We start from the raw sequence: 18,800 nt of genomic DNA on the forward strand, positions 1-18,800 counted from the left end.
CACCGAACTAAATCAATAAGGAGACATCATGAATCTGTCCGATCTCAAATCCATGGGCCTGGATCTGGAATTCCCGTTCAAATCCCGTTACGACAACTACATTGGTGGACGTTGGGTGCCGCCGGTCGAAGGCGAGTATTTTGATAACGTCTCGCCCGTCACCGGGCAGGTTTTTTGCCAGGTAGCCCGCTCGGGTGCAGCGGACATTGACCTGGCTCTGGACGCCGCGCACAAGGTGCGCCACCAGTGGGCCAATACCCCGCCTGCCGAGCGCTCCGCTGTGCTGTTGCGCATTGCTGACCGTATCGAACAAAACCTGGAACGTCTGGCGGTTGCCGAAACGATCGACAATGGCAAACCCATCCGTGAAACCCGCGCGGCTGACTTGCCTTTGGCCGTCGACCATTTCCGCTACTTTGCCGGTTGCCTGCGCGCCCAAGAGGGCAGCATCTCGGATGTGGACAGCACCACGGTTGCCTACCACTTCCACGAGCCTATCGGCGTGGTCGGCCAGATCATCCCCTGGAACTTCCCGCTGCTGATGGCCGCCTGGAAACTGGCCCCCGCCCTGGCTGCCGGTTGCCCCATCGTCCTGAAACCCGCCGAGCAAACTCCCGCTTCCATTTTGCTGCTGATGGAAATCATCGGCGATCTGCTGCCCGCTGGCGTACTGAACGTCGTCACTGGCTACGGTAAAGAAGCAGGCCATGCCTTGGCCAACTCCAAGCGCATCGCCAAAATCGCCTTCACCGGCTCCACCCCCGTCGGCCGAGAAATCCTGCACGCCGCAGCTGACCGCCTGATCCCCGCTACGGTAGAGCTGGGCGGCAAGAGCCCCAACATCTTTTTTGAAGACGTGATGCAGGCTGATGATGCCTTCCTGGACAAAGCCCTGGAAGGTTTGAGCATGTTTGCTCTGAACCAGGGCGAGATTTGCACATGCCCATCGCGTATCCTGATTCAGGAATCCATCTACGAGCGCTTTATCGAGCGTGCCGTAGAGCGAGTCAAACGTATCCAGACCGGCAACCCGCTCAATGCCGGGACAATGGTGGGCGCGCAGGTGTCCGAGAAACAGATGGAGCGCATCCTGGGCTACATCGATATCGGTCGGGAAGAGGGCGCACAAGCCTTGACCGGCGGCGAACGCAATCGTCTCGGTGAAGGTCTTGATAATGGCTACTACATCAGCCCCACCATGCTGCTGGGTAAAAACAGCATGCGTACCTTCCAGGAAGAAATCTTCGGACCGGTGGCCGCTGTGACCACCTTCAAGGACGAAGAAGAAGCCATTGCCATCGCCAACGACACCGAGTTTGGCCTGGGTGCTGGAGTCTGGAGCCGCGACGGCTCGCGTGCCTACCGCGTAGGCCGTGGCGTTGAAGCTGGCCGAGTTTGGACCAACTGCTATCACCTGTATCCTGCTCACGCCGCTTTCGGTGGCTACAAGCAATCCGGTATCGGCCGCGAAACCCATAAGATGGCCCTCAATAACTACCAGCAAACCAAGTGCTTGCTGGTCAGCTACAGCCCGAACGCCCTGGGCTTCTTCTGATCCTTTGATCTATTCGTAGTGTTGTCAGACCTCCCCCCATGCAATATGGGGGGATGCCCTCCTTGCGCGCTTGCTATGTGTTTATCCCAGAGGGCCGCAAGGAATTTCTTCGATCATTAATAAGGAATACGCACCATGACAGTCTCGGAATTCTTTATCCCCTCGCACAATATTCTTGGCCCCGGCGCACTGGATCAGGCCATGCCCATTGTCGGGAAAATGGGCTTCAAAAAAGCTCTGATCATTACTGATGCCGATTTGGCCAAGCTGGGTATGGCGAAACTGGTGGCTGACAAGCTGATTGCACAAGGCATCAATACCGCGATTTTTGATCAGGTGCAGCCTAATCCTACGGTCGGCAACGTCAACGCAGGCCTGGATGCCTTGAAAGCGCACGGCGCAGACCTGATCGTATCCCTGGGCGGCGGTTCGTCGCATGACTGTGCCAAAGGGGTCGCGCTGGTCGCCAGTAACGGCGGCAAGATTGCAGACTACGAAGGTGTTGATAAATCCGCCAAGCCGCAATTGCCGCTGCTGGCTATCAACACCACAGCAGGTACAGCGTCGGAAATGACGCGCTTCACCATCATCACCGACGAAACCCGCCACGTAAAAATGGCGATCATTGACCGACACATCACACCGTTCCTGTCAGTGAACGACTCCGACCTGATGGAAGGCATGCCCGCATCGCTAACTGCTGCTACTGGCATGGATGCACTGACCCACGCAGTTGAAGCCTACGTTTCCACAATCGCCACCCCCATCACCGACGCCTGTGCGGTGAAAGTGGTAGAGCTGATCGCTAAATACCTACCCGTTGCTGTGCGCGAGCCACATAATAAGAAAGCCCGTGAACAAATGGCCTATGCGCAGTTCCTGGCAGGGATGGCATTCAATAACGCGTCACTGGGCTATGTCCACGCCATGGCGCACCAGCTAGGCGGTTTCTACGATCTGCCCCACGGTGTCTGTAATGCCCTGCTGCTGCCGCATGTGCAGGCTTTCAATATGCAGGTGGCGGGGGAGAGATTGAATGAAATCGGCAAGCTGCTATCGGACAACAATGCAGATCTGAAAGGTCTGGATGTTATCGCGGCGATTAAAAAGCTGGCGGATATTGTGGGGATTCCGAAGTCGCTGGAAGAACTGGGCGTGAAGCGAGAGGATTTCCCGGTTCTGGCCGATAACGCGCTCAAGGATGTGTGCGGTGCAACTAATCCGATTCAGACGGATAAGAAGACGATTATGGGGATTTTTGAAGAGGCGTTTGGGGTGAGGTAGGTAGGTGTTGAGGGGAAGAGCTGAAAGCTCTTCCCGTCTTACCGGGAGGCCTGGATCTGCAGGGCTACACTACATCACTGATTTTGTGAGTGGGTTCAAAACTAAAGAAGCTTTCCGGAGATTGTTAGGAGAACCACCGCAATAGGACTTCTTTAGCTTTATGGGTGTGCTCATCTTTAATGTGAGCTGCTGTTGCAGCTACAGCTGCGACAAGGACACCTAGGTCGTCTGTGTATCCCACGACTGGCAGTACATCTGGTACTGCATCCACAGGTGAAATGAAATATCCAAGCGCGGCGATGATAGTAGTTTTAGCCCAAGTGGGTGTATCTGCGTCTAGGGCTGCATAATACATTTTTAGCGCAGGCTCAAGAACACCCTCACCAGCTGTTTTGGCATATGTTTTGACCTTGTCCCAAAAACTATTTTCTGAATACTCGGAGCTGAATTGATCGTCTGACATCGGGATCACCACGTTTAGATGTTGGGTTACATGTTGAAGTATTTAATTGTGCGCAATAAGAGTAGGTGGTGAAGAGTGATTTCCCAATTTAAAACCCTCACGTCGCGTCGTTCGGCATGATGGCTGATAAGGTGCTCATCTTTGCAATATAAGTTGATTTGCGGATGTTTTTAGGAAATTTGCTTAGCACTAATCGAGCCACGCATTGAGTGGCTACTGCTGGTTGGGCGTGGTTTTTTGTGGAATCTGTTTTACCGGTTAAGGTTTTAGTTTTATGAGGTGAGATAGATTGAGTCTCATCAGGTTTTGGTTCACCTCATCCCCGGCATAGCACAAGAATGCCCCCCATCCACCGGCAGACAAACCCCTGTAATAAACCCCGCCGCATCCGAAGCTAAAAACACCGCTGCATTCGCAATATCCCACGGTGTCCCCGTCCTCTTCATCGGCACCGCATTAGCCCGCTGCTCCTTGATATGTTCAATCGAATCATATTGAGCCGCAATCTGCTGATAAACCAGTGGCGTATCAATCACCCCCGGCAAAATGGCATTCGCCCGTATTCCTTTATCAGCAAACTCCAATGCCGTAGCAACGGTAGCCTGATTCAGCGCCGCCTTAGACGCGTAATAAGCGAAGTAAGAGTAGCCACTCCAACGGATTGAAGCCAGGGAAGATATATTAGTAATCACTCCCGAGCCTTGTTTAAGAAAGTGCGGCAATACGGCGCGGGTGGTGCGAAGAATAGAGCCGACATTAATATCCATCGTCCGCTGAAAAAGAGCATCGTCTATATCTAATGGTCCACCCGCAGGTGCAATTCCTACGTTGTTATGCAGGACATTGATTTTTCCGAAATGCTCTATAGCTAGAGCTACCGTTCGCTCTACCGTCTCGGTATTGCAAACATCCGCCTCCAAAGCTAGCGCTTCCCCTCTCTCCCCAAGAATATGATCCGCGCTGCGTTTCGCCGCTGCCAAATCCTTATCCACGCAAACCACCTGTGCCCCGGCCCTGGCATAAGCCACCGCCGCCGCCTTCCCGTTATTCCAATCCTCTAAAGGCGCGCCCGCCCCAAAAACCAATACGGTTTTGCCTTGCAAGCTTTGCGTAAAAACGGCGGAGTCATGTTGCTGTGTCATAGCCATATCTCTTACAGAAAACCAATCGAAATCCAGGGGAGGGCAACTACGAAGACCAGGCCAATCAGCAAGGCCAGCATGTAGCCCCAGATCGGTCGTATGCCTTCATCCGGGTTGACGCGGGCGATGGCGCAGGCGGTGTAGTAACCGACGCCGAATGGTGGTGCGAACAGGCCCAGGCCCATGGAAAGGATCACGATCATGGCGTAGTGCACGTCATGCACTTCCATGACTCGGGCTATGGGGAAGAGCAGGGGGCCAAAGAGCACGATGGCGGGGATGCCTTCGAGCAGGCTGCCCAGGATGATGAAGGCAATTACCGACACAATCAGGAAGCCCATGCGGCCTCCGGGCAGGGTTTGCATGAACTGGGCCAGCTCGCGGGAGAAGCCGGATTGGGTCAAGGCCCAGGCCATGCCGGAGGCTGCACCGATGATGATCAGGATGGCTCCCGACAGAACAGCGGTATCCACCAGCATGGGGTAGAGCTTGCGCCAATCGAACTGGCGGTAGATGACCAGGCCCGCGATCATGGCGTAGACGATGCCAATGGTGGAGACTTCCGTTGCCGTGGCGACGCCTTTAACAACGGCGGCGCGGATGACGAAGGGCAGGGCCAGTGCAGGCAGGGCGATCAGAAAAAGCTTCAGGGCTTCTTTGGCGGGTGTGCGCTGAATGTTGGACAAGTCTTCGTGGCGATTGCGCCAGCCTACGACTACACACAGACCGATGCCCAGCACCAAGGCGGGCAACATACCGCCGGTAAACAGGGCGGCAATAGATACACTGGCAACCGAGCCAATCGTGATCAGCACAATAGAAGGTGGGATGGTTTCTGTTTGCGCGCCAGTTGCGGACAGCAGGGCGACCAGTTCGCCTTCCTTGGCGCCGCGCTTGGTCATTTCCGGGAACAGCGCGGGTGCGATGGCAGCCATATCAGCCGCTTTGGAGCCGGAGATGCCGGACACCAGATACATGGCACCAATCAGCACATAAGACAGGCCACCTTTTACATGACCCAACAGGCTGGCCAGAAACTGCACCATGGCGCGTGCCATGCCTGTCATCTCCAGCAGCAGGCCCAGGAAAATAAAGGTGGGGATGGCCAGCAACATCAGGTGCGACATGCCCTCGTCCATGCGGCCGACCAGGGTCATGACGGGAACGCGGGTGGTCAGGGCCAGATAGCCCAGTGTGGCCAGCGCAAAGGTAAAGGCAATAGGTACGCTGGTCAGTACGCTGACGCCCACAATCAGCACAAAGAAGATCACCAGGTTCAGGTAGCCCAGCCCTTGCAGGTAGGGCTTGATCAGCCAGACCACTAAAGCTAGAGCAAATACGCTCAAGACAGCCCAAATGGCTTTAGGCTGGCGTATTACTTCCGCCATCTTGCCCAGACCAAAGATCAGCGCCAGCCCGAAACCGACCGGCAAGGCCGAGGCACGCCAGGCATTGGAGATTTCCAGGGCAGAGGTGGTGATGAAGGCCTCTTCCATCGCAAAATCAATTGCCGGATACAGGATCAGGGCGAAGAACAGTGTGGTGGCGGTGATAGCAAAAGCGGTAAAGAAGGGCTCCCATTCGCTGCCCAGGCGCGAGACCACGGCGGTCATGCGCATATGGGAAAAGCGATACGTCGCCAGGGCGGCCCCAAAGGTGGTCAGCCACAGGAAGAGAATGCCGCCCAGCTCGTCGGACCAGGTCAGTGGTGCGTGCAATACATAGCGCGACACCACGCCCGAGAGCAAGAGAACAATGACTAAGGCCAGCAGAATCGCACTGATAAAGGCCGTCGCTTTAAACAAGCAAGTTTCAAATTTCTGCCACAGCGGTGGCTGTTCCTGTATCTGCAGGTTCTGACTGTCATTTGTCATTGTGCTGTGCCCCTGGCTTATAAACTACCGACGACGGATTCCAATTGCTCCCAGCCTGTTGCCGGGAACTTCTTCTTCCATTCAGCATAGAAACCGGCATCAATCAGACGCTGCTTGAAGGCGGCGGTATCGGCCTGGACGAATTGCATGCCTTTGCCTTCCAGATCGCTTTGCAATTGCTCGGATAGGGCCAGCAAGTCGGCACGTTCCTGTACGGCGCTCTGGTTCAGGTTCTTGCGCACAATTTCCTGAATGTCCTCGGGCAGGCCGTCGAAGTTGCGGCGGTTGGCCAGCAGCCAGAAACCGTCCCACATATGGTTGGTCATGGCGCAGTACTGCTGCACTTCGTACAGCTTCAAGGTGGAAATCACGGCCAGCGGGTTTTCCTGGGCATCGACAATCTTGGTCTGCAAGGAGGAGTACAGCTCGTTGGCGTTGATGGTGGCCGGAGCAGCACCCAAGGAGCTGAACAGCGAGGTCCACATGGAGGAGGGCGGAACGCGAATCTTCATGCCGCTGATGTCAGCCGGAGTAGCGGCGGCGCGGCCCGAACTGGTGATCTGGCGATAGCCGTTGTCCCAGATTTGTTCAAAGGCAAACAGGGAGCGGGTTTTGGCGATCTCGGCACGAATGAACTCGCCCAGACCGCCATCCATGGCTTTCCAGACCTGGTCGTAATCGTTGAACGCAAAGCCCAGGCCGCTGATGGCGCTGGAGGGAACCAGGGTAGAGAGCACCACACCGGACAAGCACAGGAAATCAATAGCGCCCGAGCGGATCTGGCTCATCACATCGGTCTGCGAACCCAATTGGTCCGAGGGGAAGATGCGCAGGTCAAAGCGCCCATTCGTTTGTTCCCGAATGCGGTCTGCGGCTTCAACCATGCGGATATGTAAGGGGTGATGGGTGGGCACGCTGTGCGCAATGCGATACTCGAATTCGGCAGCTTGAGCAGATTTGGAAAAGCTCAATGCCCAGGGCAGGGTGCTGCTGGCAGCAACTGTTTTCAGAAATGTGCGACGCTTCATTTTGTAATCTCCTGTGGGGTCCATTTAATGGACCTATAGATTTATGTAAGCTGACCTGCTGCATTACAAGACAGGCCTGAAATTAGGACAACCTAGTATTTTTACCTACAGGATTTACGTAAATATTTAATATACTGCCCAAAATACTTCGCTAAAGGGCGGTTCACGTATTCCAATCTGAATCACTAAATGGTCCAATATGTGGACCTATATTATCAAGAGTGTGAAAATGGATTCCAAAGAGAGCCCAGAGTCGATTTCTTCCAGCCAAACCCTGGATAGGGCCGTGCAAGTCATGCAGGTGGTCGTAGGCCTGCGTAACCAGGGCATAGGCTTGAGTGATGTCGTGAAAAAGGTTGAGCTGACCAAGCCCACCACCCGTCGCCTGTTATTGGCTTTGATGGGCAATGGCTTGATTGAGCAGGACCCGGTATCGCGCAAATATTTTCCCGGCCCCGAGCTGTATTCCTTGGGGCTGATGGCAGCGCATCGTTTTGGCATTCAGCGCATTGCCGAACGCAGCTTGGCGCGTATTGCCAAGGTGTCGGGCGACAGCGCGCTGCTCAGCGTGCAGCGCGGCTATGAAACCGTCTGTCTGGCTCGCGAGGAAGGGCATCACCCTTTGCGCTCGCATGTGTTGCAGCCGGGGGATCGCCACCCTTTGGGTTGTGGCGCCAGTGGGATTGCATTTCTGGCGGCCATGACGGATGAGCAGATTGGCGAAGCGCTGGAGGCCAATGCCGAGCGCCTGCGCCAGTACCCCCAGTTGAGCACCGACATTCTGTGGGATCTGGTGGCCGAGACGCGTGAGCAAGGCTATGCCTTTAACCGTGGTTTTATTTTTGAAGGTTCCTGGGGGGTGGCGGTTTGCGTTTCTCATCCCACCAGTGGCATGCCGGCTTCTCTGGCCATCGCCAGTGTAGAGAGCCGCTTGCGCAACAAGCGACATGAGGAGCTGGTGGCGCTTTTGTTGGAAGAGAAGGCGTACATCGAGTCCCTGAAGATTGGGGAACAAGTTACGGGCCCTTGAGCAGCTATTTCAGCTTTTCAGGGGCGAGCGATTCATTGATCAAATTTCTACGTTCAAGGAAAACTATGTCTGGACACGCATGTATTGTGGGATGGGCACATACCCCGTTTGGAAAGCTGGATAACATCGACATTGAAGAATTGATTCAAGCCGTGGTCAGGGATTCGATTGCGCATGCCGGCATACAGGCCAGCGACATCGATTTTGCGGCCGTGGGTGTCTATAACAATGGCTTGAATCCCCAAGGGTTTGAGGCCGGATTGCTGTCCCTGCATCAGCCTGATCTGCGTTTCACACCTGCCGTGCACGTAGAAAATGCGTGCGCCACGGGTAGTGCCGCTATTCATAGCGTGATGGATGCGATTGAAAGCGGCCGTGCCCGCATTGGTATTGCTGTCGGTGCGGAAAAAATGACGGGCGTGCCTCCTGGCCGTATTCCTGAAATTCTCAGCTCCGGCTGCTATCGCAAGGAAGAGGACAATCCGCTGGGCTTTGCGGGGATTTTTGGTCAGATCACCCAGGCTTACTTTGATCGTTATGGCGACCAGAGCCACTCTTTGGCGCAGATTGCCGCCAAGAATCACGTGAATGCCCTGGCCAATCCTTACGCCCATGTGCGCCGTGATCTGGGCCTGGAGTTCTGCGATCAGGTTTCGGAAAAGAACCCTCTGGTGGCCGGCCCGCTGCGCCGCACCGACTGCTCCATGGTGTCCGACGGGGCTGCCGCGCTGATTCTGGCAGATGAAGAAACCGCCCGTGCCTTGCGCCGCGCGATTCGCTTCCGCTCCCGAGTGCAGGTCAATGATTTCATGCCTCTGTCGCGCCGCGACCCGATTGCGTTTGAAGGGGCGCATCGTGCCTGGCAGCAGGCTCTGTCCAAAGCTGGTGTCGGCATTCTGGATCTGGATCTGGTGGAAACGCACGACTGTTTTACTACCGCCGAAATGCTGGAGTACGAAGCCATGGGTCTGGCTCCGCGTGGCGAGGGCTGGAAAGTGATTCTGGAAGGTCGCACCCGTAAGGATGGTCAGTTGCCGGTGAACGTCTCCGGTGGCCTGAAAGCTCGCGGTCACCCTCTGGGCGCAACCGGTGTTTCCATGCACGTGATGGCCGCCATGCAGCTGGCTCAGGAAGCCGGTGACATGCAGTTGCCGCAGGCGGAACTGGCCGGCATCTTCAATATGGGTGGTGCGGCTGTGGCTAACTATGTGTCGATTCTGGAACGCTTGAAATGATGACAAATGCCGTGGTACAGCCCATGTCGACTCGGGCCATGAACTTGTCGCACCTGTTGACCCAGAATGCGCGTCGTCTGCCGGATCAGCCCGCGTTGATCTGGGGTGAGGAAAGCTGGAGCTGGAAGGAGCTGGATGCCCAGGTGTCAGCTTTAGCGGCGGGCCTGAAAGCCCGTGGCGTGCAGGCTGGCAGTGCGATTCTGGTGCACTCCAAAAACAGCAATGAGATGTTCCTCTCCATGTTCGCCGCTTTCCGTTTGGGGGCGATCTGGGTGCCGACCAACTTCCGCGTCAAGCCCGAAGAGTTGCTGCATATGGTGGAGGTGTCTGGCAGCACGGTATTCCTGTGCCAGACGGATTTCCCTGAACATGCGGAAACCGTCACCCAGCATTTCCCGCAGATGGACTTGCTGTGGTTGCGCGGTACACCAGCACCAGCCGATTCGCGCCCCTTGGTGGCAGATCTGTTAAGGGATCATGCGGGTGCCGTTACGCCGAATGCCGATGTATTTTCCCACTCACCTTGCTGGCTGCTGTTTACCTCCGGTACGACAGGCAAGCCCAAAGCCGCCGTGTTGACGCATGGGCAAATGGCCTTTGTCCTGACCAATCATCTGGCTGATCTCTTGCCTGGTACTCGCAGCGAAGATGGTGGTCTGGTGCTGGCTCCCTTGTCGCATGGTGCAGGTGTGCATCAGTTGAATCTGGTGTTGCGTGGCGCAAAAACCGTGCTCTTGCCGGGCGACAGCTTCAGTACCGAACAAGCCTTTGCCTTGATCGAAAAGTACAAGCTCAGCACCTTGTTCACAGTACCGACGATTTTGAAGTTGCTGGCCGAGTGCCCACATATCGATCAGTACGATCACTCCAGCCTGCGTCATGTGATTTATGCCGGTGCGCCCATGTACGAGGCGGACTTGCGTTTGGCGCTGGAGAAGTTCGGTCCGGTGCTGGTGCAGTACTACGGCCTGGGCGAGGTGACGGGCAATATCACCGTGCTGCCGTCTTTTGATCATCAAGATGCCGATGGTCGTATCAGCCATCCCGCCAGTTGTGGCTACGAGCGTGCGGGCATGCAGGTGTCCATTCAGGACGAACAAGGTCGGGAAGTGGCGTATGGCGAAACTGGCGAGGTCTGCGTAATTGGCCCAGCCGTGTTTGCGGGCTACTACAACAATCCCAAGGCCAATGCCGAGTCCTTCCGCAATGGCTGGTTTCGCACGGGCGATATCGGTCATATGGACGAGCGTGGCTATGTGTACCTGACCGGGCGTGCTTCCGATATGTACATCTCGGGTGGCTCCAATATTTACCCGCGCGAGATCGAGGAATACATCCTGCTGCACGGTGCAATTACTGAAGTGGCGGTGGTGGGTGTGCCGGATCGTCAGTGGGGTGAAGTCGGAGTGGCAGTGTGTGTCTTGAAAGAAGGGGCCGCCTTGACGGAGGCCGAGCTGCGCAGCTGGCTGAGCGAGCGCATCGCTCGCTACAAAATGCCCAAGTACATCCAGTTCTGGGATTCCCTGCCCAAGTCCGGTTACGGCAAGGTGCCCAAGCGCATGGTGAAAGATGAGCTGATGAAATGTCTGCCTCAGTTGGCGCAGGAGGCACCATGTTAAGAGAGGTCAAGCATCCAGGGACGCAGCGGGCTCAGCCTTATATGCTGGCCCCTTGCCAGACGGAAAGTCATACCCATACCTTGCGGGCCGGGCATTCCTTGCTGGATGCCTTTCGCCTGGCGGGGGAGGCGCATGATCTGTACAGCGCGGTCGGGCGTTTCAAAGGCGGGCAGTTTGCGGACCTGCATTATGTGATGCCGGCGCTGTCTTCCTCGCCCGATCATTCGGTGTACTACAGCCAGCTTTATACACACCCCGGTCCGGTTCAGATTGAGCAGGCCAGTGTGACTCTGGGGCGCAAACCAGATGGCCAGTTATGGCTGCACTGTCATGCCGCCTGGCGTGACTCTGAAGGACAGTTGCAGGCCGGGCATATTCTCCCGGACCAAACGATTTTGGGTGGTTCGCCGGAGCTGGATATTAGCTATGTCCGCGGCGCAGCCTTTGAGACTCTGCCTTGCCCGGAAACGAATTTCAGCTTGTTCACGCCTGTCGCCAGACCCGAGCACTTGTCAGTCCAGGCTCAGCCTGAAAGCCCGAAAAGCTGGATTGTGACTTTGGCTCCGAATCAGAACATCTCGGCCGTCTTGCGGGATATCTGTCAGGAGCTGGGCCTGAGGCGTGCCGTCATCCGCGGGGGTGTCGGGAGTTTGGTCGGGGCGATCCTGGAGCCTGAGATCGTTGTCGAACCTTTCGTCACTGAGGTGCTGATTGAGGAAGGGCGGATTGACCTGAGCCTGCCCGCCGAGCAACAAGTGCAACTGGACGTGATCATTATTGATTATCAGCATGGCGTGCATCGTGGCCGTCTCAAACCGGAGGTGAACTCGGTGCTGGTGACTTTTGAAATGGTTCTGGAGGCAGCCTGATGCAAGATTCCTGGATGGTAGTGACGGGGGCGGCTTCCGGTATTGGGCTGGCAACCGTCGAGCTGTTGCTGGAGCAGGGCGCGTATGTGCTGGCTCTGGATAATAATGTCGAGAAACTGGCCGCTTTGACGGAGCAGTTCAAGCACTATGGTGATCATCTGGCCGCCGAGCTGCTGGATATTACCGACGAAGCGCGTATTGCTCCTTTGCTGAAGCGCTATCACGCCCAACGTCCTGTGGGCGGCCTGGTGAACTCGGCTGGCTTTGGACGTGATGTGACGTTTCTGGAAACGGACTCTGCCTTGCTACGGGCAACCTTCGAGGTCAATGTGCTGGCGGCTTTCAGCATCAGCCGGGAAGCGGCCTTGTTGATGCGCGAGTACAAGCAGGGCGCGATTGTGCATATTTCCTCGGTGTCGGGTCTGGTGGGTAATCGTGGGCGCGCCGCCTATGGCATTACCAAGGCGGGTTTGATCAACCTGACGCAGGTCATGGCCAATGAGCTGGCCCAGGAAGGCATACGGGTGAATTGTGTGTGTCCTGGCCCGATCGTGACGCCATTGGCCATGCAGGTGCACACGGAGCAGGTGCAGGAAACCTGGAAATCTGCCGTGCCTATGCATCGCTATGGCACGCCGCGTGAGGTAGCGCAGGCGATCTGCTTTTTGCTGGATACCGAAAAAACAGCCTATATGACCGGGCAGATCATCAGCGTGGACGGTGGTTTTGTTAACACCGGCTTGCTGGCCTGAGGATGATGTGGTGATTCGAGCAGGCAGGAAAAAGGGGCTGTAAAAACAGCCCCTTTTTTTGCGCGTACCGCACTGGGCGACACGACGTCTTTCTTACATCACGCGGCTGCGGTATTCGCCAGTGCGGGTGTCGATTTCGATCTTGTCACCGATGTTGCAGAACAAAGGCACGCTGATTTCGGTGCCCGTGTTGATCTTGGCGGGTTTCAGCACTTTACCGGAGGTATCGCCTTTCACGGCAGGTTCGGTGTAGGTGATTTCGCGCACGATGATGGTGGGCAGCTCAACCGAGATAGCACGACCTTCGTAGAAAACGGCCTCAACGGACATGTTTTCTTCCAGGTAATCCAGGGCGTCGCCCATGCTTTCAGCTTCGATTTCGTACTGGTTGTACTCTTCGTCCATGAAGACGTACATAGGGTCAGCAAAGTAGGAGTAAGTGCATTCGCGCTTTTCCAGCTGGACCACTTCAAATTTTTCGTCAGCTTTGTGCACGGCTTCGCTGTTCGAGCCGGTCAGCAGGTTCTTGAACTTCAATTTGACAACGGCGGAGTTGCGACCGGATTTGTTGTATTCCGTTTTCTGAACGACCAGAGGGTCGCCATTAACCATCGCGACGTTACCAACGCGCAGTTCTTGTGCGGTTTTCATTAAAAAAACTCCGAATGGGACAGGCTCCGCCAAACGCAGTGTCAGGGAGCTTTTAAGAGGTAATCCGTTATTTTAGCGTTTTCGGGCGACTTGGGTGTAAAAACTCAGCAAACTGCTGGCCAAATCGGCTTGTTCAGCCAGTTTTTCACTATAAGTACGGGCTTCTTGTTGCCATAGACGCAACACCTTGGGGTCCAGGCAGCGGCTCAAGGCAGTGGCGGCACCGGCCTGATCGGCACTGCTCCAGGCCAGATGCAGGGCTTGAACCGGCTTGGGCAAATTGCCGGTATCCAGCCAGGCTTGCAGCTTGTCCAGATGGGCCTGTTCTTCCTGTACGTAAGGCTGCCACAGCATGGGCTGAGCGGCCCAGATGGCGCGTACCAGGGAGTCCTCGCCACGCACAATATTCAGCGCGCTACGCCAGAGCAGGGCATCAAAATCGGCCTGATTCACAGCGGGGATGCGCTGAACGTGCAAGTGGCCTTGCTCCAGATCCGGGATACCTTGGGCAACAGACTCGGGCACCAGCAGCAGGGTTTTCTGCTTTTGCGTGGATAGCACTTTGGGCAGGGCCAGGGCGGGCGCATCGGGATAGCAGAACAGGAACATTTGCTGCATCTCGCCCTGGAGCAGAGCTTGAATGTGCTCCTGCGCCACGCCCAGACGACTCAGCATGGCCTGGTAGGCGACATCGTCCTGTTGAAAGGCATCGCGACGGGCCAGCAGATCGTTTTCACGCAGCAGCCCCCCTGTTTGCGGGACAAAGCCGGGAAAGAAAAAATATTTGTTCGCACCACCGGCTTGTGGGGAGGGCAGGCCGTGGCAGCCCTGTACCCAGGGTTCGGCGCTCAGATAATCCAGATTGATCCACACATGGCTATCTGCCGTCAGTTGCCGTGTCATGGCTTCGGGCGGTTCGCAGGCAAAGGCCTCGATCACAAAGGGATGTGCTGCGGGGTAATCTTGGCGCGCGTCGTGCCAATGCTCAATATCTACGCCTTGCAGCTGCTGGCTTTGCCGTTCGCTTTGAATTTCGGACTGGATGCGGCTGAAGCTGTGCAGATCATCTACCCACAGGCGTAGCTGGGCGACCTCGGGTCTGGCCGCCAACTGACGGGCCAGCCGCCAGCACACGCCTATATCCCCCAGATTGTCGATAACACGGCAAAACAGGTCTATGGATACAGGTTGGGAAACAGTAACGGTGTTCAATTTAGTGCAGCTGTACGGGGTCCAGATCGATTTCGTCCGGCAGTTCCGGGTGCTGCATCTCGCCGTTGATGTCCGGGAAGAAGGGCGCGTTGCAATCGTCGCAGGTCTCGGTGGAGTGCAGGCCGGGCAGGCGCTGAATCTGGACCAGGCCCAAGGTGCTGAGCAGGGCGGCAATCACGTCCGGAATGTCGATATGGTCGTCGCTGTGGAAAGAGGACTCGGCCTCTTCCTGGCTCAATACAGGCCAGATACAGCCATAAATCACGGTGGGCGAGGAAATGGTGCTAAAGCCCACGCGATATTCTTCGACTTGTTCTTCACCGCAAGCAACGATGACCGCACGCAAATGGTCGGGCGAGAGCTTCACGGCTGTTTGCAGCCAGGTGATGCCGGCCTTCAGGGCCAGTGGGCGAATCTCGCGGTCCGACTCACGGTTGTTGACGTAATAAGCGTTGGGGGCCAGAAATTGCAGCTGGCAGCCGGTAAACAACGGCGTGACGATGGCGGAGTAACGCTCCACCCATTGCTCTACCCAGCGCAGGTGGTCGGCTTGCAGATTGTCGCTGGATTGCTGCCAGCGAAACAGGGGCTGACCGACCGGAGCCATGACGACACCAATCAGAAAGCGGGCGTCGGCCAACAGGCTGCTGGCTTCTTCGGGTTTGTTCAGTGGAGCAGGCTCCTGGCTGCGGCCCAGAGCTTGCGCAGTCAGGCTGCGCGTCCAGGCGTAAGCCTGCTGGTAGGTCTGCGGCATCTCGTCGTAATTGACCAGATTGGGCAGCAGGGCGCACATTGTGCCTTCGGCCAGAACCGTGGCGCGCAAGGCCTCTTCCAGTTCCTTGTGTTGCTGGGGTTTCAGTACTCCCTGGGGCAGTTGATAGCGTGTCCAGGCGGTCAGCGGGGCCGAAAACAGCAGGGCGTCGTACAGCACACCGTCATGCTCGATTTGCTGACATTCGGCGTGGGACTCGGCCAGTTCCATCAGGATTTCGTAATGCTGGTTTTGTTGCTGGCTGCCCAGCAGTTCCAGTGTCTGTTCAACCGCTGTATTGCGGCGCCCGCTATAGAGCTTGTCCAGCAATTGAGCGGTCAGCCCTTGCCAATAGCGATCTTCGATCTGCGAGCCGGAACGTACCAGTGCGTCGGTGTAATTGATCAGACGCTGGATTTCTTTGGGTTGTTGGGCGAGCAGTTTGGAATTGAGTTGCGACATGGACATACAAAACCGAGAGAGGGACAAGCTAGTTTACCCTTTGCCACGACCGGGGTGTGTGAATGAGGGTAGCCCCTAGGGGATGGCTGGTAGAGTTCTGGTGCTTGCAAAATAGAGGCTGGCGATAATTTGTGACTTATCAGGCATGTACGCGAGGGGCCGCCTCCATGCACCCGGCGCCTCCCCTGTGATAGCGGGGGAGGCGCCGGGCCCGGTCCGATGTTGGCAGTTTGCGATCAGTACAACACGCTAGGTAGCCACAGGCCGATGCCAGGGAACAGGTACAGGATGATGATCGCCAGGATCTGGATACCCATGAAGGGCATCATGCCCAGGAAAATCTGGTTCAGGGTGACATGGGGTGGCGAGACGCCCTTCAGGTAGAAAGCCGACATGGCAACCGGTGGAGACAGGAATGCGGTTTGCAGGTTCAGGGCGACGAGCAGGCCGAAGAACAGGGGGTCGATCTGATAGTGCGCCAGCAGGGGCAGGAAGATGGGCATGAAGATGATGATGATCTCTGTCCATTCCAGCGGCCAACCCAGCAGGAAAATAACGATCTGCGCCAGGATCATGAACTGAATGGGTGTCAGATCCATGGACAGCACCCAGCCATTGATCAGTTCCTGACCACCCAGCAGGGCGAAGGCGGCCGAGAAAATACTGGAACCGACGAACAGCCAGCAGACCATGGCACTGGTCTTGGCGCTGAGGTACACCGATTCGCGCACCATGGAGAAATTCAAGCGGCGATAGGCGAAGGCCAGCAGGATGCCGCCCAAGGCACCCAAGGCCGCCGCCTCGGTGGGAGTGCACAGGCCAACGATAATACTGCCCAGTACGGCAAGGATCAGCATGGTCAGCGGAAAGAAGGAGCTGAGCAGCATCTTGAAGATTTCCAGCCGTGCGAAGTTCAGCATGGCGTAGTAGCACAACAAGGCCAGACTGCCCACGACCAGAAAGATCCAGAATGTCATTGGCGCGGCTTGGCGCTCTGCCGTAGTGGTTTCTTCGGCTGCCTCTGCTGCAGCTGCGGGAGCTTCTGCGCCCGGTTCGCTGGCACCCAGCGCCACGAGTGGCTCGCTGCCTTCAGGTTCGGATAAACCGCCAGCACCCGGAGGTTCTGCCAGCCCACCGCCACTGTAGTCATTGTCGAAGTTATTGAAACCGCCGCCCATTTCCTGCAGCTCGTAGTGCTCGGCTACTTTGGGTGCAGTGACTGACTGATAGCTAAAGCCCATGACAGCGATGAAGATCACAGCGGGCAGCAAGGCCACGGCCAGATTCTTGACCAGCAGCTTCATGGGCACGTCGACGTTGCGAGGCCCCTTCATGGCGTTGATCAGGCCGGGTACAGCACGGTCTGTAATGGTCTCCTTGATGGTTTGTGCGAAGGCTGGCAGAGGCACGATCCGGTCTTCCGCGGAAAGCGGAGGCGCGACACTGGGCTTGAGCTTGGCCAGAATGATGACGTACACCACGTACAGGAAAGCCAGCATCAGGCCGGGGAAAAAGGCCCCGGCATACAGTTTCACGACCGAGACACCCGCGACGGCGCCGTACAGGATCAGGAGTACGGAGGGGGGCAGCAAAATGCCCAGGCAGCCCCCAGCGGTAATGGAGCCAGCCGTTAGCTGCACGCTGTAACCCGCTCGCAGCATGGCGGGCATGGCCAGTAGCCCCATCAGAGTCACCACGGCCCCCACAATGCCCGTGGCCGTGGCAAAGATGGCGCAGGTGGCAATGGTGGCTACTGCCAGCGAACCTGGAATTCGTGCCATGGCCAGGTGCATGCCCTGGAACAGGCTCTGGATCAGGTTGGCGCGTTCAACCAGGTAACCCATGAAGATGAACAGAGGCACCGCGATCAGCACGTCGTTGGTCATGACGGCGTAGGTGCGCAGAACCATCAGGTCCAGGGTCTGCTGGATTGCTTGCTGCGTGCCCATGTCGCGATAGGCCAGCCAGGTAAAGATCACCCCCATCCCCATCAGGGTGAAGGCAGTGGGAAAGCCCAGCATGATGGTGACGACAATCAGGGCCAGCATGAGCAGGCCCAAATGGCCGTTGGTCATGTCTGCTGGCGCTGGCATGAAGACGGCAATGCTCAGGACAATCCCGATCAATATGGTGAGCCCGAACCAGATTTCTTTTCTCATGTTGGACTCCCTTTCTTGCCGTCGCCTGTGACAAAGGCATCCAGTTTCTCAATGTCATCGCTTTTGACGTCCACCATATCCATGAGCTTGTCGACATCGACTTCCTCAACGTCCTTGTCGCGCGAAGGCCATTTCCCGTCTCGCAGGCAGCGTACGCAATACACCATTTCCACGAAGCTTTGCAGCAGAAGGCAGAAACCGGCCAGCGGGATGATGGCCTTGAACGGGTAGATGGGCGGTCCGTTGGCCGTGATATTGGAGTGCTCCGTGATGGCCCAGGACTCGGCTGCGAAGTAGTAACCGGCCCAGAACATGGCGACCACACCAGGGATGAAGAACAGGATGTACAGGATCAGATCCAGGGCTGCCTGCAGACGGGGTGGAAAAAAGCCGTACAGCACATCCCCGCGCACATGGCCGTTCTTGGAGAGCGTGTAGGCACCGGCCATCATGAACAGGCCACCGTACAGCATGTTCATCATGTCAAAGGCCCAGGCGTGTGGGTTGGAGAGTACGTATCGAGAGAAGACCTCGAAGGAAACGAACAGGGTCAATGCCAGGACTAGCCAGCCGAACAACTGGCCTATCCACGTATTGAACCGGTCGATAAAGACCAGAATTTTCTGCATGGTAGGTTCACCTTGCTAGCGCGGAAAGGGTCTGATGCGTGTCGGCTGCGGCTTGGGGCGCGGCCGGCCTGGAGTGGGGAAGGAG

At 56.6% G+C, this 18,800-nt stretch carries 16 protein-coding genes; 7 read left to right on the top strand and 9 right to left on the bottom strand.

Annotated features, from left to right (window positions below):
• Positions 1-28: 28 nt before the first annotated feature.
• Both KOE80_RS05760 and KOE80_RS05765 read left to right on the top strand, forming a co-directional pair.
• Complete coding sequence (locus tag KOE80_RS05760) at positions 29-1,555, top strand: aldehyde dehydrogenase family protein (RefSeq protein ID WP_226348601.1); 1,527 nt, start codon at positions 29-31, stop codon at positions 1,553-1,555.
• 135 nt (positions 1,556-1,690) lie between these two features.
• Positions 1,691-2,839 carry an iron-containing alcohol dehydrogenase gene (locus tag KOE80_RS05765; RefSeq protein ID WP_226348602.1) on the top strand — a complete coding sequence of 383 codons (1,149 nt, stop codon included), beginning with the start codon at positions 1,691-1,693 and terminating at the stop codon, positions 2,837-2,839.
• Between the two features lie 124 nt (positions 2,840-2,963).
• Here KOE80_RS05765 and KOE80_RS05770 read toward each other — a convergent pair whose 3' ends face one another.
• From KOE80_RS05770 to KOE80_RS05785, 4 genes are all read right to left on the bottom strand, one after another.
• Complete coding sequence (locus KOE80_RS05770; RefSeq protein WP_035270839.1) at positions 2,964-3,302, bottom strand: YkvA family protein; 339 nt, start codon at positions 3,300-3,302, stop codon at positions 2,964-2,966.
• 311 nt (positions 3,303-3,613) lie between these two features.
• Entirely contained in the window at positions 3,614-4,444 is an 831-nt protein-coding gene (locus KOE80_RS05775) for an SDR family NAD(P)-dependent oxidoreductase (protein ID WP_226348603.1), read from the bottom strand.
• 11 nt (positions 4,445-4,455) lie between these two features.
• Positions 4,456-6,318 carry a TRAP transporter large permease subunit gene (locus tag KOE80_RS05780; RefSeq protein ID WP_226348604.1) on the bottom strand — a complete coding sequence of 621 codons (1,863 nt, stop codon included), beginning with the start codon at positions 6,316-6,318 and terminating at the stop codon, positions 4,456-4,458.
• A 17-nt stretch (positions 6,319-6,335) separates the two neighbouring features.
• Positions 6,336-7,346, bottom strand: coding sequence for a TRAP transporter substrate-binding protein (locus tag KOE80_RS05785; protein WP_226348605.1), 1,011 nt, complete (start codon positions 7,344-7,346; stop codon positions 6,336-6,338).
• A gap of 229 nt (positions 7,347-7,575) precedes the next feature.
• Here KOE80_RS05785 and KOE80_RS05790 point away from each other — a divergent pair, with 229 nt between their 5' ends.
• The 5 genes from KOE80_RS05790 to KOE80_RS05810 all read left to right on the top strand — a co-directional run bounded on the left by KOE80_RS05790 (position 7,576) and on the right by KOE80_RS05810 (position 12,851).
• Entirely contained in the window at positions 7,576-8,376 is an 801-nt protein-coding gene (locus KOE80_RS05790; RefSeq protein WP_052159332.1) for an IclR family transcriptional regulator, read from the top strand.
• 65 nt (positions 8,377-8,441) lie between these two features.
• Entirely contained in the window at positions 8,442-9,611 is a 1,170-nt protein-coding gene (locus KOE80_RS05795; RefSeq protein ID WP_137431277.1) for an acetyl-CoA acetyltransferase, read from the top strand.
• A complete protein-coding gene (locus KOE80_RS05800; protein ID WP_319002375.1) occupies positions 9,608-11,230 on the top strand; it encodes an acyl-CoA synthetase in 1,623 nt (540 codons plus the stop codon). Before KOE80_RS05795 ends, KOE80_RS05800 begins: the two co-directional genes overlap by 4 nt.
• Positions 11,194-12,099, top strand: a complete 906-nt coding sequence (locus KOE80_RS05805) for a hypothetical protein (RefSeq protein WP_226348606.1) — start codon at positions 11,194-11,196, stop codon at positions 12,097-12,099. Before KOE80_RS05800 ends, KOE80_RS05805 begins: the two co-directional genes overlap by 37 nt.
• Positions 12,099-12,851, top strand: coding sequence for an SDR family NAD(P)-dependent oxidoreductase (locus KOE80_RS05810; protein WP_226348607.1), 753 nt, complete (start codon positions 12,099-12,101; stop codon positions 12,849-12,851). Before KOE80_RS05805 ends, KOE80_RS05810 begins: the two co-directional genes overlap by 1 nt.
• Before the next feature lie 93 nt (positions 12,852-12,944).
• Here the strand turns inward: KOE80_RS05810 and efp are convergent, their stop codons facing one another.
• The 5 genes from efp to KOE80_RS05835 all read right to left on the bottom strand — a co-directional run bounded on the left by efp (position 12,945) and on the right by KOE80_RS05835 (position 18,715).
• Positions 12,945-13,502 carry an elongation factor P gene (gene efp, locus KOE80_RS05815; protein WP_003802564.1) on the bottom strand — a complete coding sequence of 186 codons (558 nt, stop codon included), beginning with the start codon at positions 13,500-13,502 and terminating at the stop codon, positions 12,945-12,947.
• A gap of 72 nt (positions 13,503-13,574) precedes the next feature.
• Positions 13,575-14,714, bottom strand: coding sequence for an elongation factor P maturation arginine rhamnosyltransferase EarP (gene earP, locus KOE80_RS05820; RefSeq protein WP_226348608.1), 1,140 nt, complete (start codon positions 14,712-14,714; stop codon positions 13,575-13,577).
• Position 14,715: 1 nt separating this feature from the next.
• Positions 14,716-15,927 (bottom strand): DUF2863 family protein, encoded by a 1,212-nt coding sequence (locus KOE80_RS05825; RefSeq protein ID WP_009457724.1) that lies wholly within the window; start codon positions 15,925-15,927, stop codon positions 14,716-14,718.
• A 236-nt stretch (positions 15,928-16,163) separates the two neighbouring features.
• Positions 16,164-18,086, bottom strand: coding sequence for a TRAP transporter large permease (locus tag KOE80_RS05830; RefSeq protein ID WP_226348609.1), 1,923 nt, complete (start codon positions 18,084-18,086; stop codon positions 16,164-16,166).
• Complete coding sequence (locus KOE80_RS05835; RefSeq protein ID WP_009457722.1) at positions 18,083-18,715, bottom strand: TRAP transporter small permease subunit; 633 nt, start codon at positions 18,713-18,715, stop codon at positions 18,083-18,085. The genes KOE80_RS05830 and KOE80_RS05835 overlap by 4 nt, the downstream gene beginning before the upstream one ends.
• Positions 18,716-18,800: the final 85 nt, after the last annotated feature.

Origin of the sequence: Alcaligenes sp. 13f, from assembly GCF_020496585.1 — a bacterium.
In the GTDB taxonomy this organism is placed as follows: Bacteria; Pseudomonadota; Gammaproteobacteria; order Burkholderiales; family Burkholderiaceae_B; genus Alcaligenes; species Alcaligenes phenolicus.